The following is a 14,960-nucleotide window of genomic DNA, read 5'->3' on the forward strand; positions in this document are numbered from 1 at the left end:
CTAAAATCAATAAAAAAGGGCCTTTTGGCCCTTTTTTGTTTTGCTTCATTTAGATGTTAATTAAAACAAATTACACACCTAGATAATCCATGATGCCATCGGCTGCTTTACGGCCTTCATCAATGGCGGTAACCACCAAATCAGAACCACGTACCATATCACCACCAGAGAATATCTTTGGATTTGATGTTTGGAACGGGTAGCGACCTTTAGCGGGCGCACGAACACGGCCTTTTTCATCCAATATTATGCCGTAATCGGCAAACCAATTGGCAGGACTAGGTTGGAAACCAAAGGCAATAATAACCGCATCGGCTTCTAATACGTGTTCAGAACCTTCAACCACAACAGGACGTCTACGCCCTTGTGCGTCGGGTTCACCCATTTCTGTTTTCACCAGCTTCACACCACAGGCTTTGCCTGATTCGTCTACTGCGATATCCAAAGGTTGTAGATTGAACTGGAACTGCACGCCTTCTTCTTTGGCGTTAACCACTTCACGGCGAGAGCCTGGCATGCTTTCTTCATCACGGCGATATGCACAAGTAACAGAGCTAGCGCCTTGACGAATAGATGTGCGTACGCAGTCCATGGTGGTGTCTCCACCCCCTAACACTACAACCTTCTTACCTTTCATGTCGATGAAGTCTGATGCTTGTTTTTCAATCCCCATCACTCGATTAATATTGGCAATTAGGAACGGAAGAGCTTCGTACACACCCGCAACACCTTCGTTCTCAAATCCACCTTTCATGGAGTTATAAGTTCCCATTCCTAGGAATACCGCGTCGTAGTCGTCCATTAACTGTTGAAATTCAATATCTTTGCCAATTTCAGTGTTTAAAATGAATTCAACACCCATATTGGTAAATATTTCACGACGTAATTTAATCACGTCTTTTTCCAGCTTGAATGAAGGAATTCCGAAGGTTAATAGTCCACCGATTTCTTCATATTTGTCATAAACAACCGGTGTTACACCGTTACGAACAAGTACGTCTGCACAGGCAAGTCCGGCGGGGCCGGCACCGACTATGGCAACTTTTTTGTCAGTTTTAATCACACCTGACATATCTGGTCGCCAACCCATTTTAAACGCAGTGTCGGTGATATATTTTTCAATACTTCCGATAGTTACCGCGCCAAAATCGTCGTTTAACGTACATGCTCCTTCACAAAGTCTGTCTTGTGGACAAACTCGACCACAGACTTCCGGTAAACTGTTAGTCTGATGAGAAAGCTCTGCTGCTTCTAAAATTTTTCCTTCGTTGGCTAGTTTTAGCCATTGAGGGATATAGTTATGAACTGGACATTTCCATTCACAATAAGGGTTACCGCAGTCCAAGCATCTATCTGCTTGTCCTTCAGTTTGAGATTGAGAAAGTGGTTGATAGATTTCACCGAAGTCCTCTTTGCGCATAATAATGGGCTTCTTCGGAGGATCAATTCTTTCTACATCTACAAATTGGTATACATTTTTAGCCATTTTTTAACCCTACCTCTACTGAGCCTGAATACGTAATTCTGCTGTTGACCGACTTATGTGGCCTAGCAGATTTTTCACGTCGCTAGTCTTAGGTTTTACTAATCTAAATTTCTGCAATTGCTCGGCAAAATTAGTTAATAACATAAGCGCATGCTCGCTACCCGTTTCTTCGTAGTGTTGGTTAATCAAACCACGTAAATGCTCAGATAATATGCCCTTTTCTTCAATTGACATTATATCTACAAGTTCACCATTAACGCGGTGTTCGATGTCGTTGAATTCATCGTATAAATACGCGAAACCACCGGTCATACCTGCGCCAAAGTTCACGCCTACACTTCCTAGAACCGCTACTATGCCGCCGGTCATATATTCACAACCGTTGTCACCCGCGCCTTCTATTACTGCAATGGCACCCGAATTACGCACACCAAAACGCTCACCGGCTTTACCTGCTGCAAACAACTTGCCGCCTGTAGCGCCGTATAGACAGGTGTTGCCCATGATAGTGCTGACATGAGGGTCAAAAGTAATGTTGCGAGGTGGGAAAATAACCAATTTACCACCCGTCATGCCTTTACCCACATAATCGTTAGCGTCACCGCAAAGAGTCATTTCTAAGCCGCCTGCGTTCCACACTCCGAAACTTTGGCCAGCGGTACCCGTGAGGTGCACTTTGATTGGGTCATCATGCATCCCTTGGTTTCCATGCTGTTTAGCAATCTCACCAGAGACAAGTGCGCCCACTGAACGATCTGTGTTGCGAATTGAAAACGACAAGTTTGCGCCAGACATCTTGCTAATCGCAGTTTGTGATGCGGCTAAAATTTGTTTGTTTAATAAACCTTCATCCAAGGGGGCATTAGCGTCCTCTGAACAAAACAGCTTAGTATGTGAGCCTTCTTTGGGCTTCACTAATAATGGACTCAAATCGAGTTTTCTTTGCCGTGCAGTAATACCATCAATCACTTTTAATAGCTCTGTGCGGCCAACTAAATCTTCGAACTTAGTCACTCCCATAGAGGCCATGATTTCACGTACTTCTTGCGCAATAAACTTGAAGTAGTTCATCACCATTTCAGGCAAACCAATAAAGTAGTTATCCCGCAGTTTTTCATCTTGAGTTGCAACACCTGTTGCACAATTATTCAGATGACAAATACGTAAATATTTACAGCCTAAAGCAACCATAGGACCCGTTCCGAAACCGAAACTTTCGGCACCTAAAATACCCGCTTTAACTACATCTAATCCGGTTTTAAGACCGCCATCAGTTTGCACTCGAACTTTATGACGCAAACCATTTTCTACTAATGCTTGCTGAGTTTCTGCAAGACCAAGTTCAAATGGGCTACCTGCATATTTTACTGAGGTTAACGGACTCGCACCTGTACCGCCGTCGTAACCTGATACTGTAATTAAATCGGCATAAGCTTTAGCAACACCCGTTGCAATAGTTCCAACCCCTGGCTCGGAAACTAATTTCACAGAGATAAGCGCTTTAGGATTAACTTGTTTTAAGTCAAATATAAGCTGCGCTAAATCTTCAATTGAATAGATATCGTGGTGCGGAGGTGGTGATATTAGTGTTACACCTGGTACTGAGAATCTCAGCTCTGCAATGTAATTATTTACTTTATCACCAGGAAGCTGACCACCTTCACCGGGCTTAGCACCTTGTGCAACTTTGATTTGGATAACATTAGCGTTGACCAAATAATGTGGTGTTACACCAAAGCGACCTGAAGCCACTTGTTTGATTTTCGAATTTTTCTCGGTGTTAAAACGCGCCGGATCTTCGCCACCCTCACCAGAGTTGGACTGTCCGCCTAGACGGTTCATGGCGATAGCCAGTGCTTCATGTGCTTCAGGGCTAAGTGCACCAATCGACATCGCTGCCGTATCGAAACGCGGGAATAACTTATCCTCCGACTCTACTTCACTGATGTCAATAGGATCCGTATCTGGATTCAGTTCAAGTAAGTCACGAAAATGTGACGGTGAACGTCCATTTACTAACGCAGAATAAGCTTGGTAATCTTCATAACGGCCTGACTTAACCGCTACCTGCAAAGTGGTAACTACATCGGGGTTATAGGCATGGTATTCGCCACCGTGTACGTATTTTAATAGTCCACCGTGAGACATTGGCTTGCGCTTCAACCAAGCAATTCGATTCAAATTAATTTGATCTTGTTCAAAGTCTTCAAATCCAGTGCCCTGTATTCGGCTTGGGATTCCTTTGAAACATAGCTCAGTGACTTCTTTGTTAATACCGATAGCTTCAAATAATTTTGAGCTACGGTAACTAGCGATAGTACTGATACCCATTTTAGACATGATTTTATACAGACCTTTATTGATACCCTTACGGTAATTCAATGTGGCTTGCATTGCGGTCAGTTCAATTTCACCTTCTTCTACCATTTGTTCAATGGTTTCATAGGCTAAGAATGGGTAAACAGCCGTTGCGCCAAGACCAATCAACACTGCGAAGTGGTGAGGGTCACGAGCTGAAGCGGTTTCTACTATTATGTTGGCATCACAACGAAGTGATTTTTCAATCAAACGGCGCTGCACTGCTCCAACAGCCATAGCTGCAGGGATAGGCAATCTGTTTTGCTTAATATTACGGTCTGATAATATTACAAACGCAGCACGTTTCTGTTTAACTAGGTATTCGACTTCATTACAAATGCGCTCAATTGCCTTTTTGAGTCCTTCTTCAGGAAGGTAATTCAAATCGATAATCTCGGAATAATAATATTCAGAATCGTATTCGCGCAGCTGTTTCAGATCGGTATACATTAATACCGGTGAGTTAAATAATACTCGATTCGCATATCCCGATGTTTCACTAAAGACGTTCTGTTCACGACCGACACAGGTCGCCAACGACATTACGTGATTTTCCCGTAATGAATCAATTGGTGGATTAGTTACTTGAGCAAATTGCTGACGGAAGTAGTCATATACAGTGCGCTGTTTCGATGACATAACAGCCATAGGCGTATCGTCACCCATAGAGCCAACCGCTTCTTGTCCATCATTGGCAAGCACTTTAATGATTTGCTGATTTTCTTCGTAGCTGTAATTGAACAGCTTGTGATAGGTGCTCATCATGTCGTCATCAAAGGCACGTTTACCAATTTGGCTGGCGTCACACTCTTCAATCGGCTTGAGGTGTTTGATGTGTTGATCAATCCACTCTTTATAAGGATGACGAGTTTTTAATTCTTCATCAATTTCGTTGGAGCGCCAAATCTTACCTGTGTATGTGTCAACAGCAAGCATTTCGCCCGGTCCAACACGACCTTTTTCAACCACATCTTCAGGCTTGTAATCCCAAATACCAATTTCTGAGGCAAGGGTAATAAAGCCGTCTTTGGTTAATACATAACGGGCAGGACGTAAACCATTTCTATCGAGGTTACAGGCCACATGGCGACCATTGGTCATAACGATACCAGCAGGGCCGTCCCATGGTTCCATGTGCATTGAGTTAAACTCATAGAACGCACGAAGATCGTCGTCCATGGTGCTGTTATTTTGATATGCTGGTGGAACAAGCAAACGCATGGCTCTAAACAAATCCATACCACCGGCTAAAAACAATTCCAGCATATTGTCTAACGAAGATGAGTCTGACCCTTCAGTGTTTACAAAAGGAGCTGCATCTTGGAGATCAGGCAATAACGGTGTTACAAACTTTTTCGAACGAGCTTGTGCCCAGTCTCTATTACCACGAATGGTATTGATTTCACCGTTATGTGCTAAAAATCTGAAAGGTTGCGCTAACGGCCATTTAGGTAATGTATTCGTAGAAAAACGTTGATGGAATACACAAATGGCGGACTTTAAGCGTTCATCGGCAAGATCCAAATAAAAGTTTGGCAAATCTTTCGGCATTACCAAGCCTTTATATATAGTTACTAGTGCAGATAAACAGGCAATGTAAAAATCGCTGTCTTCGACTAATCTTTTTTCAACCCGTCTTCGAACCATGAATAAGCGGCGTTCTAAATCTCTTTTACGCCATCCTGGAGGAGCATTGACGAATACTTGCTCCATTTTTGGTACACCTTGGGCTGCAAGGTCACCTAAAACCGAATGGTCAACTGGCACTTCTCGCCAACCTACCACTGCTAAGGTTTCTTTGGACAATTCTTCTTCTATTGTTTGGCGAGCAATCTGTGCTTTTTCTGTATCTTGGTTTAGGAAGATCATTCCTACGCCATACTTTTTGCCTAATTTCCAACCATTTTCTGCTGCAATCAGATTGAAAAATTCATCTGGTTTTTGCAACAACAATCCACAACCATCTCCGGTTTTACCATCCGCAGCAATACCACCACGATGCTGCATGCGATCGAGGCCTTCAATTGCGGTAGTAACCAGTCTATGACTAGCTTCACCTTCAGTGTGGGCGATTAATCCAAAACCACAGTTGTCTTTTGAATCATTTGGGTTATACAAACTCATTAACGTAACTCCTTCAACCTTTGGCTGAGAAAGGTTGTACATGCCAACTAGAATGTTGGTATTTAGCTGCACTGAGCCTGACTTCTGTGGTCAGTTTTGCTCGTTGCTGGTTTATGTTGTTTTCTTGTCGTTTGTTTGAGGGTACCAGCCGGTTATCGAATTTTTATGAATTTTTAGCCAAGCGGCCTGACAAAATACCGACATTAAAGGGAGAAATCAATCCGCGCAACGAGCGAATCATTCAATTTTTCCATTGTTTAACAATTCATGATAATAAAATCAATCCAAATCAAATGCTTACAAAATTCATTTTGATCAAGTAAATCACTTCAAAAAGGCTGAAAATAGATGAGCATTTGTTAACAATACGTTTATTATTTGGTGGTTTTTGTAACAACCCACTTTATTGGTCCTTTCTAACCGCATAATTATTTAATTAAACTGCATAACTGTAAAGAACTAGCTAAGAATAATTTATATCATATTGTTTCGATTGGTAATTCAGTTGCAGTATAAATATTAAACACATTGATGTTTCTGGATAATTTAGAATTCACTCAATCATGGCTGTGTAAACCAATTCAAGGGCCTAGGAATGTCAAACTTACTCGTTTGCTTGGGTACAGATTAGTTTGCTTAAAACCCAGTTAATAAGTCTTTTGACATCTGCGCGGGTTACAAATTCAGTTTATTTAACATTAATTTAATTGAAACATTCACCTACGGTAGTGTTTCTTGATAGCATTGGTCTTCTACTCACACAGAGATTTTAGAAATGCATTCAAAAGCTCCAATTGAATCTTGGGCCATCGGCGTAGCGCGATTCGTTATCCGTTTCGGTACACTCAAAATAAGCATATTTTTTGTTTTACTAACATTGGCTTTCACCATTTGCGGTTCATATGTAATACGCATAATTATGAGTGGTGAAGTGGAAATAAAGGATTTCATTAGTGCGATCATCTTGACCATGTTAAGTGCGCCTTGGGTTCTAATTGTTTTTACTGAGTTGGTAAAACAATTGGAGCAATCAAGAGATAGTTTGTCAGAAGCCGTGCAACAACTTGAATTAATGCGCGAAGAAGATGTGCTGCGAAATCATGAATTGCAGTTATCGGTACAAAAACTTAATTACGAAATTGAACAACGTAAAAATGCGCAATTGGAACGAGAGATTGTATTTCACGATTTAGAAAGAGAAATTAATAAAAAATCTGAGCAAGAAGACCAGGCTAAACGTCTGTCTACATTACTTCGTTCTATAATCGATGCCTCTCCCGATTTAATTTATTATCGTAATGAAGAAGGTCGATTTGCTGGCTGTAACCGGGTCGCAGAACAAATGACCGGAAAGACCGAAGAAGAGCTAATTGGTCTAACTCCCCATCAAGTGTATGACGAAGATCTTGCTCGTCAAGTAGTGGCTAGTGACCATGAAGTTTTAGAAACCAATGCCAGTATTACCGAAGAAGTGTGGTTAAGATTTGCAGATGGTCGTCGTCGTTATTATGAAATGCGTAAGGTTCCTTTTTACGATAAAGAAGGTAAGCGTCTGGGTTTACTTGCTTTCGGCCGCGATATTACGGAACGTAAACAAGCCGAAAACGTTGTTACTAAAGCGAACAAAGATAAAACGGCCTTCATTGCCACTATTAGCCATGAATTGCGTACTCCCTTAAATGGTATTGTCGGTCTTAGCCGAATGCTGCGTGACACAAACTTATCGGATGAGCAGTTTGCTTGGGTAAGTACTATTTATGCTAGCGGTATCACCTTAGGGAATATCTTCAATGATATAGTTGATCTAGACAAACTTGATCGCGATAGGTTAGAGCTATCCCTTAAAACGGTTTCATTGAAAGAGTTTACCAACGAATTAGGTAGCATCATTCAATTACTAGCGGCTGATAAAGGTTTGCGTTTTGAAACGCAAATTATTGAGCCTCTGCCTTTCCAAGTGGAAGCAGACGGTACGCGCTTACGTCAGGTTTTGTGGAATTTACTATTTAACGCGGTTAAGTTTACGCAAAAAGGTAAGGTCAACTTAACGGTTGAAGCGACAGAAGAAAAACCGGGTATCAGTTCGGTCAAATTTACGATTAAAGATACTGGTGTTGGTATTCCAAAAACAGAATTAGATAAGATTTTCGCTATGTATTATCAGGTTAATCATCCTGATCATCAATCGGCAACGGGAACCGGTATTGGTTTGGCCATCTGTAAAGAAATGGTCAGTCTGATGAAAGGCCAAATTAAAGTGAATAGTGTAGTAGGGGAGGGTACCTGCTTTACAGTCGAGTTGCCCCTTACTATTAATAATAAACCTTTGCAGTTACAAGAGCTTTTGGTTCATGGCTTGCAGATTCTGTTGGTAGAAGATATCGAACTCAATGTTATGGTGGCTAAAGCTTTATTAGAGAAGCTAGGGCAAACTGTGGAAGTTGCTATGAACGGCCAAGACGCATTAAAAATGGCCCGTGAAAAGCAATACGATTTAATATTGTTAGATATTCAACTACCTGATATGACGGGATTTAATGTTGCATCAATATTACATGAAGAAGGTTTAGTGGAACAAACTCCAATAGTGGCATTGACCGCAAATGTGATTAAAACCCGTCAAGAATATTTAAATAACGGCATGGATGATGTTATTGCCAAACCGATTAAAAAGAGTCGGGTAATTGAAGTTTTTAACAACTTGTTTGTTGATCAAAAAGATATCCCGCAGTTCTCCGTAGAAGAAGCAAAACCCAGTGAATTAGAATCTATTCTAGATTTAGATTTGTTACAAATGCTGGTGGATACTATCGGTCATGAAATGGTGCGCACAAGTGTTGGAGTGTTCCAAGAAAACATGCCTGACTACATGGAAATACTCAATATAAACTTGAGTGCAAATGACAAAGAAGAAGTGTGTTCTCAAGCTCACAAAATTAAAGGTGCAGCCGGTTCTGTTGGCCTTGCTCGAGTGCAAAAAATTGCAAATCGTATTCAGCAAGGTGATCATCCAACCTGGTGGGAAAACGTGCATGATTGGGTAGAAGAGCTCGAAATGGCAGAAAAGCAGGACACTGCGAAGTTAAACGATTGGCTAAGCTCACAAAATATAGATGATTAACTTATTGGGTAAATCATCTATAGTCAATTGCGGCTGTTAACTTACTAAGCTGCGCTTTGTTAGGCATAAAGCGCAGGATTATATTGCGAAAACATAAAAGATTAGATTAATTGAGCCTTGTTTGAATGACTAATTAGCTTGTTTGCTGTTGTTTGCCGTAAATCACCAGCGCTATACCACCGAGTATAGCGCCACTTGAAATTAACATTTTCATCGTGAGTAGCTCTTCTAATAACAACAATCCACCTAGGGCTGCTATTGCGGGTACGCTGAGTTGTAACACCGCAGCCACACTGGAGCGAATGTGTGGGAGCACTTTGTACCAGATGGCATAACCAACTCCTGATGTGATCATGCCTGATGCTAAGGCGTAAACCACGCCCATTGTTTGTAATTGATTTGATTCAATAAATAACACTGGAGTTAGCACTAAACTAATAACCGATGCTCTTATAAAGTTAGAGCTTGTGTCTATTAATGGCGTTGCAGAGCGACTACCAATAATTGAATAACATCCCCAAGCTATGCCTGCCAATGCCATTAGTGTAACGCCAAAAATCGAAGGAGAGTTTACTCCAGGCGAAACAAGATAAATAAAACCGGCAAATGCGACTAACACACCCAAGGATTCAACTAAGGTTAATCGCGCACCATAATACCAACTGATGACTAACATGGTTATTTGTACACAAGCGAATAAAATTAACGCCCCTACCCCCGTATCAAGCTCAATGTATGCGTAGGAAAACCCTGCAGCATATATAAAAAGCGCTAAGCTAGCCGGCCAACTGCCTTTGTTGTTAATTTGATTGACGTTTCCTTTTATCAGCAAAATTAAGATAAGCATAATTGCGCCAGATATTAAGCGGATTAAGGTAAAAGAAGTGGCATCTATACTTGAGTCTGCTAACGCCAAACGACATAGAATTGAATTCCCCGCAAAAGCAAGCAAGGCTATGCCAATGTATACGACGAGCTGTGCAATCGATTTAATCGTTTTATTTCCTAAAACTAAACAAGCAACAAAGTGGCTGTACCTAAAAAGGCAAAAATACCTACGACGTCAGTAATGGTGGTTAAAATTACACTTCCTGCTAGGGCAGGATCTATTTTCAACTTTTTCATTACCAATGGTAAGGTTGCTCCGGCTAAACCAGCGGCAACCATATTGATCATCATGGCAAAGGCAATGACTCCTCCTAACATCCAATCTTGTTTCCAAATGGCAATGACCGATGCAATTAACACCGCCCAAATCGCACCATTAAAAAATCCAATGGCTAATTCTTTGCTCACCAACCATCTTGAGTTATCAGCACTTACGTGGCCTAGCGCCATACCACGAATAACCAAGGTTAGTGTTTGATTGCCTGCTACTCCGCCCATACTTGGGACAATTGTATTGAGAATAGCTAACACTGCCATTTGGCTTAGTGTTGCTTCAAAAAGATCACTTACGGCTGCGGCAAGAAGTGCCGTTACTAGATTTACGGCCAACCATACTGAACGCCGCTGCGTACTTTGCAATACCGGGGCGAAGGTATCTTCTTCATCATCCAAACCGGCCATACTCATCATAGAGTGTTCGGCGTCTTCGCGAATAATATCCACTACATCATCTATGGTGATACGACCCAATAGTTGTCGGCTAGAATCGACTACCGGTGCTGACAGCCAGTTATAGCGTTCGAATAATTTTGCCACTTCTGTTTCTGGCATATCAACGGGGATGGCTTCAGCTTCCTCATCCATAATATCTTCAATACTGGAGTCTGGCAGAGCCGTTAGAAGCTTAGTGACTGGTACAGTTCCAATTAAGGTGTCATTTCGACTCACAACATAAAATGTGTCAGTGCTTTCTGGAATTTCACCTTTGAGTCGCAAGTAACGCAGAATGACATCAATGTTTACATCGCTGCGTAGGGTTATGGTGTCGGTATTCATAATGAACCCGGCGGTATCCTCACCATAAGAAAGGGCTTTTTCTGCGCGCTGACGGTCTTGCTCATCCATCGATTTCAGCACGTCTTTTGAGACCGATTGCGGTAAACTGCTTAACGTTTCCGCTAAGTTATCAATCTCCATGTCTTCTAGGGCATCAACAACTTTGTCTGGAAGCATTTGTCCGATGATGCCATTACGTACATCTTCGGACAGTTCTTCTAATACATCGCCATAAAAATCGGAGTCCAACATTTCCCACAGTTCAGTTCTTGATTTGCTTGGGGAAGACTCTAGAAGAAGGGCGATGTCGCAAGCTGGCATGTCGTGAATTGTTTTGCGGACATGCATAAAGCGACCACTGGCCAAGGCTTGATTGATAGCCTTCAGTTGTCGTTGGGCGTGTTTAACCTCTAATGCTTCTGCCATGAATATGCAGCTCAATGAAAAAACTACTAATACTAATAGTCTAGAGGACTAAGGGCAGCAGGTCAGCAATTATTTGCACATTGCTTAACTATTCGTTTTCGTGAAATTTCTCAACTATGAGTTTTTCAATCGCGGCAAGGGCGTGTTCAGCATCGACTCCTTCGCTAATGACGTTAACTTCTTTGCCTTGGGAGCTTTCTAACATCATCAAGCCCAATACACTATTTGCGGAAGCCGATTTCTCCCCTTGAACTAGGGTAACAACGGCATCAAATTGATTGGCTACTTTGACTAATTCAGTAGCCGCTCTTGCGTGTAATCCAAGTTTGTTAACGATGACTATTTGCTTTTCAAATCGATTCATCGATTTAACTCTCGGTGCCTTATTTGAACATCTGGGTGAGACGCTGAAAATGTTTTAGCGAGTGACTCAGCCACATAAACTGAGCGATGTTGGCCTCCAGTACAACCGATTGCTACTGTCACGTAACTACGATTGTTTCTTTCTAGATGAGGAAGCCAAGTTGAAATGAGATTTTGAATTTGCCAGATAAATTTCGTCACTATTGGCTGTGAGCCTAAAAATATCTCGACCGGAGAGTCTAATCCACTGAGGTGCTTTAAGTCTGGCTCCCAATGTGGGTTAGGTAAAAATCGCGCATCGAATACATAATCGGCGTCTTTAGGAATGCCGTATTTAAAACCGAAGGATTCAAATACCAAAACTAGCCTAGAGCTTTTCTTGCCTAGAATTCGCTCTCGAACCAATTCAGCTAATTGATGCACCGAAAGTTTGTCTGTATCTAGATATAAGTCGGCGCGTTCCGCAATAGGGGCTAACAGTTGACCCTCTGCCTGAATCGCATCCGAAAGAGATTTGTTTTGACGAGATAACGGATGCAGTCGACGAGTTTCGCTGAAGCGTTTTATCAGCATGTCATCACTGGCATCTAAATAGACTATGGTCATGTCCCAAGTGGCAGGCAAATAATCAAGAATTTCGACTAATTCACCAGGTACCTTGGGAAGGTTTCTAACATCGATACTCACGGCCACTTGGTCATATTCATCCATAACCGTATGGGTTAGAGTCGGTAATAGGTTAACTGGGATATTGTCGACACAATAGTAACCTAAGTCTTCTAAAGACCTCAGTGCAATAGACTTTCCTGAACCAGAGCGGCCACTAATAATTATCAGTTTCATGCAACGATTGCCTCGTATAACTGAGCATTATCTTCTGCACGACGAATACGTTTCAGAATTTCCTTATCACTTAATTTTGTCGCGATGGTTGCTAAGGTTTGCAGGTGTCCGGCGGCTTTATCTTCAGGTACTAAAATTGCGAAAAATATGTCCACAGGACAATTATCCACAGCGTCAAAGTTGATAGAAGGATCACTGGTGATTAGAACTGCGACCACATCCTTTAAACCCGAAAGTCTACCGTGTGGCAATGCAATACCATTCCCGATTCCTGTGCTGCCCATCTTTTCGCGGCTAACCAGACTATTTAAAATCGTTGTCTGATCAATGTCATCGATTTTTTCTGCCGCTATCAGGCTGATAGTTTCAAGAATTCGTTTTTTACTTGTCCCCTGGACTGCACAACTTGTGCAGTCAGGGGAAAGGATGTCTTTAATTTCCATTAATTAATCTAATATATGTTAATGACGCTTAATTTTTTCCTTGTGCTTGATTACCTGTCGATCAAGCTTATCTATCAATCCGTCAATTGCTGCGTACATATCGTTGTGCTCTGAGGTTGCAAATACTTCACCTCCGCTAAGATGAACTGTCGCTTCAGCTTTTTGATTAAGCTTCTCGACATTAAGAATGACATGGACATTGTTGATATGATCAAAATGCCTTTCTAGCTTTGTAAATTTATTGTCTACATAATCTCGCAAAGAATCTGTAATTTCTACATGATGGCCAGTAAGGTTAATTTGCATATTAGCGTATTCCTTCTGTTGTTGAGCCTACAGCAGGCTCTTGCGTTGGTTAGACGGTGGGATCGATAAAGACTCCCGGTATTTTGCTATTGTCCTACGGGCGACCTGAATACCTTGGTCTGCCAGTAGATCAGCAATCTTACTGTCGCTAAGAGGCTTGGTAGGAAGCTCTGCTGCGACGAGTTTTTTAATTAATGCGCGAATTGCCGTTGAGGAGCACTCTCCTCCAGAATCAGTTGCTACATGGCTGGAGAAAAAGTATTTAAGTTCATAAATTCCTCTAGGCGTATGCATATATTTCTGTGTGGTAACACGGGAAATAGTTGATTCATGCATATCTACCATTTCTGCGACATCATTTAACACCATTGGTTTCATCATTTCAGGTCCATGCTCAAAAAAACCAACCTGCTGCTGAACAATGCAGTTTGCGACTTTGAGTAAAGTGTCATTACGACTCTCTAGACTTTTTATAAACCACTTGGCTTCTTGCATATGCGACCGAATAAATTGACTATCACTGGTGTTTTTAGCGTTCCGGCTCATTGCCGCATATTGCTGATTTACATTCAGCTTAGGCAAACTATCGGGATTTAGCTCAACTTGCCAACGACCATTTTTCTTCATCACTGAAACATCTGGAATGACGTATTCAGATTCACCGATTAACAATGAACTACCAGGGCGTGGATTGAGTGTTTGCAATAACCGCATAGCTTCTCGTAATTCGTCTTCTTTTAGACGAGTTTTACGCATTAAAGTTCGGTAATCTTTACTGCCTAATAAGTCAGCATATTCGCTGATCAATAACTTAGCTTCATTTAACCAAGGGGTGTCAGGTGCAAATTGATTCATTTGTACCATTAAACATTCTTGCGGATTTCTTGAGCCTGAACCAATAGGGTCGAACATTTGAATACGTTTTAAAACGCATTCCACCTCATCAAGTTCAACCTCTTCATGGTCGAGACTAGCAAGAACATCTTCGGTGCTGATAGTGAGGTAACCAGACTCATCAATAGAGTCGATAATTGCGATTGCTATGGCAGTATCAACTTCAGAAAAAGGCGTTAAGCGCATCTGCCACAATAGGTGATCTTGAATATTTTCGGTTGTTTCACCTTGGAAAATTTGGTCGTCATCGCCGCCACTACCACCGCTTATTGAGGCGGGGGCTGAGGAGGCACTGATATATTCGTCCCATGTGCTATCTATGGGTAATTCGTCTGGGATATCTGCTTTTTCTAATGCCTCGTTTGTATCCATGGAATCAGAACTTGCGGATACCGTCTCCTCTGAGAACTTGTCATTACTGTCTGCTAAAGCGGAATCCCCAGTAGGGATATCTGAACCGTCTTCTACTTCTAAAAGTGGATTCGATTCTAACGCTTCCTGTATTTCCTGTTGTAAATCCAGCGTTGATAATTGCAATAGACGTATAGCCTGTTGCAATTGAGGCGTCATTGTTAGTTGCTGGCTGAATTTTAATTGTAACGAGGGTTTCATTTAGTTTTTTTATTCTTACTTGTTTAGCCACAAAGCTTTG

The 14,960-nt window shown here is 41.7% G+C and carries 10 protein-coding genes; 1 reads left to right on the forward strand and 9 read right to left on the reverse strand.

The genetic code is table 11. The features are described from left to right. Positions 1 to 70 precede the first annotated feature (70 nt). Together Q4567_RS17250 and gltB are read right to left on the reverse strand one after the other, a co-directional pair. Entirely contained in the window at positions 71 to 1,486 is a 1,416-nt protein-coding gene (locus Q4567_RS17250; protein ID WP_216049714.1) for an FAD-dependent oxidoreductase, read from the reverse strand. Between the two features lie 15 nt (positions 1,487 to 1,501). Then, positions 1,502 to 5,968 (reverse strand): glutamate synthase large subunit, encoded by a 4,467-nt coding sequence (gene gltB / locus Q4567_RS17255; protein WP_303501236.1) that lies wholly within the window; start codon positions 5,966 to 5,968, stop codon positions 1,502 to 1,504. A gap of 775 nt (positions 5,969 to 6,743) precedes the next feature. Between gltB and arcB the strand changes: the two genes are divergently transcribed. Beyond that, a complete protein-coding gene (gene arcB, locus Q4567_RS17260) occupies positions 6,744 to 9,089 on the forward strand; it encodes an aerobic respiration two-component sensor histidine kinase ArcB (RefSeq protein ID WP_216049716.1) in 2,346 nt (781 codons plus the stop codon). A gap of 133 nt (positions 9,090 to 9,222) precedes the next feature. On the opposite strand, the gene Q4567_RS17265 is transcribed toward arcB, so the two are convergent. The 7 genes from Q4567_RS17265 to Q4567_RS17295 all read right to left on the reverse strand — a co-directional run bounded on the left by Q4567_RS17265 (position 9,223) and on the right by Q4567_RS17295 (position 14,920). After that, complete coding sequence (locus Q4567_RS17265; RefSeq protein ID WP_342806798.1) at positions 9,223 to 10,041, reverse strand: DMT family transporter; 819 nt, start codon at positions 10,039 to 10,041, stop codon at positions 9,223 to 9,225. 59 nt (positions 10,042 to 10,100) lie between these two features. After that, complete coding sequence (mgtE, locus tag Q4567_RS17270) at positions 10,101 to 11,459, reverse strand: magnesium transporter (protein ID WP_303501237.1); 1,359 nt, start codon at positions 11,457 to 11,459, stop codon at positions 10,101 to 10,103. 88 nt (positions 11,460 to 11,547) lie between these two features. Beyond that, the gene (locus Q4567_RS17275; RefSeq protein ID WP_216049718.1) at positions 11,548 to 11,823 is read right to left on the reverse strand and encodes an HPr family phosphocarrier protein; all 276 of its coding nucleotides are present in this window, start codon (positions 11,821 to 11,823) and stop codon (positions 11,548 to 11,550) included. Further along, a complete protein-coding gene (rapZ, locus tag Q4567_RS17280) occupies positions 11,820 to 12,665 on the reverse strand; it encodes an RNase adapter RapZ (RefSeq protein WP_216049719.1) in 846 nt (281 codons plus the stop codon). Before rapZ ends, Q4567_RS17275 begins: the two co-directional genes overlap by 4 nt. Further along, complete coding sequence (gene ptsN / locus Q4567_RS17285; protein ID WP_216049720.1) at positions 12,662 to 13,108, reverse strand: PTS IIA-like nitrogen regulatory protein PtsN; 447 nt, start codon at positions 13,106 to 13,108, stop codon at positions 12,662 to 12,664. Before ptsN ends, rapZ begins: the two co-directional genes overlap by 4 nt. An 18-nt stretch (positions 13,109 to 13,126) precedes the next feature. Next, a complete protein-coding gene (gene hpf / locus Q4567_RS17290; RefSeq protein ID WP_216049721.1) occupies positions 13,127 to 13,414 on the reverse strand; it encodes a ribosome hibernation promoting factor in 288 nt (95 codons plus the stop codon). A 27-nt stretch (positions 13,415 to 13,441) separates the two neighbouring features. Further along, positions 13,442 to 14,920: an RNA polymerase factor sigma-54 gene (locus Q4567_RS17295; RefSeq protein WP_216049722.1), complete on the reverse strand. Its 1,479-nt coding sequence runs from the start codon at positions 14,918 to 14,920 to the stop codon at positions 13,442 to 13,444. Between the last annotated feature and the right edge of the window lie 40 nt (positions 14,921 to 14,960).

Origin of the sequence: Aliiglaciecola sp. 2_MG-2023, from assembly GCF_030548145.1 — a bacterium.
In the GTDB taxonomy this organism is placed as follows: domain Bacteria; phylum Pseudomonadota; class Gammaproteobacteria; order Enterobacterales; family Alteromonadaceae; genus Aliiglaciecola; species Aliiglaciecola lipolytica_A.

Bases quoted from the DNA above. Each gene is read 5' to 3' on its own strand.
- Q4567_RS17295 (WP_216049722.1), bottom strand. From the start codon at position 14,920: ATGAAACCCTCGTTACAATTAAAATTCAGCCAGCAACTAACAATGACG.
- arcB (WP_216049716.1), top strand. From the start codon at position 6,744: ATGCATTCAAAAGCTCCAATTGAATCTTGGGCCATCGGCGTAGCGCGA.
- Q4567_RS17275 (WP_216049718.1), bottom strand. From the start codon at position 11,823: ATGAATCGATTTGAAAAGCAAATAGTCATCGTTAACAAACTTGGATTA.
- Q4567_RS17250 (WP_216049714.1), bottom strand. From the start codon at position 1,486: ATGGCTAAAAATGTATACCAATTTGTAGATGTAGAAAGAATTGATCCT.
- hpf (WP_216049721.1), bottom strand. From the start codon at position 13,414: ATGCAAATTAACCTTACTGGCCATCATGTAGAAATTACAGATTCTTTG.
- mgtE (WP_303501237.1), bottom strand. From the start codon at position 11,459: ATGGCAGAAGCATTAGAGGTTAAACACGCCCAACGACAACTGAAGGCT.
- ptsN (WP_216049720.1), bottom strand. From the start codon at position 13,108: ATGGAAATTAAAGACATCCTTTCCCCTGACTGCACAAGTTGTGCAGTC.
- gltB (WP_303501236.1), bottom strand. From the start codon at position 5,968: ATGAGTTTGTATAACCCAAATGATTCAAAAGACAACTGTGGTTTTGGA.
- rapZ (WP_216049719.1), bottom strand. From the start codon at position 12,665: ATGAAACTGATAATTATTAGTGGCCGCTCTGGTTCAGGAAAGTCTATT.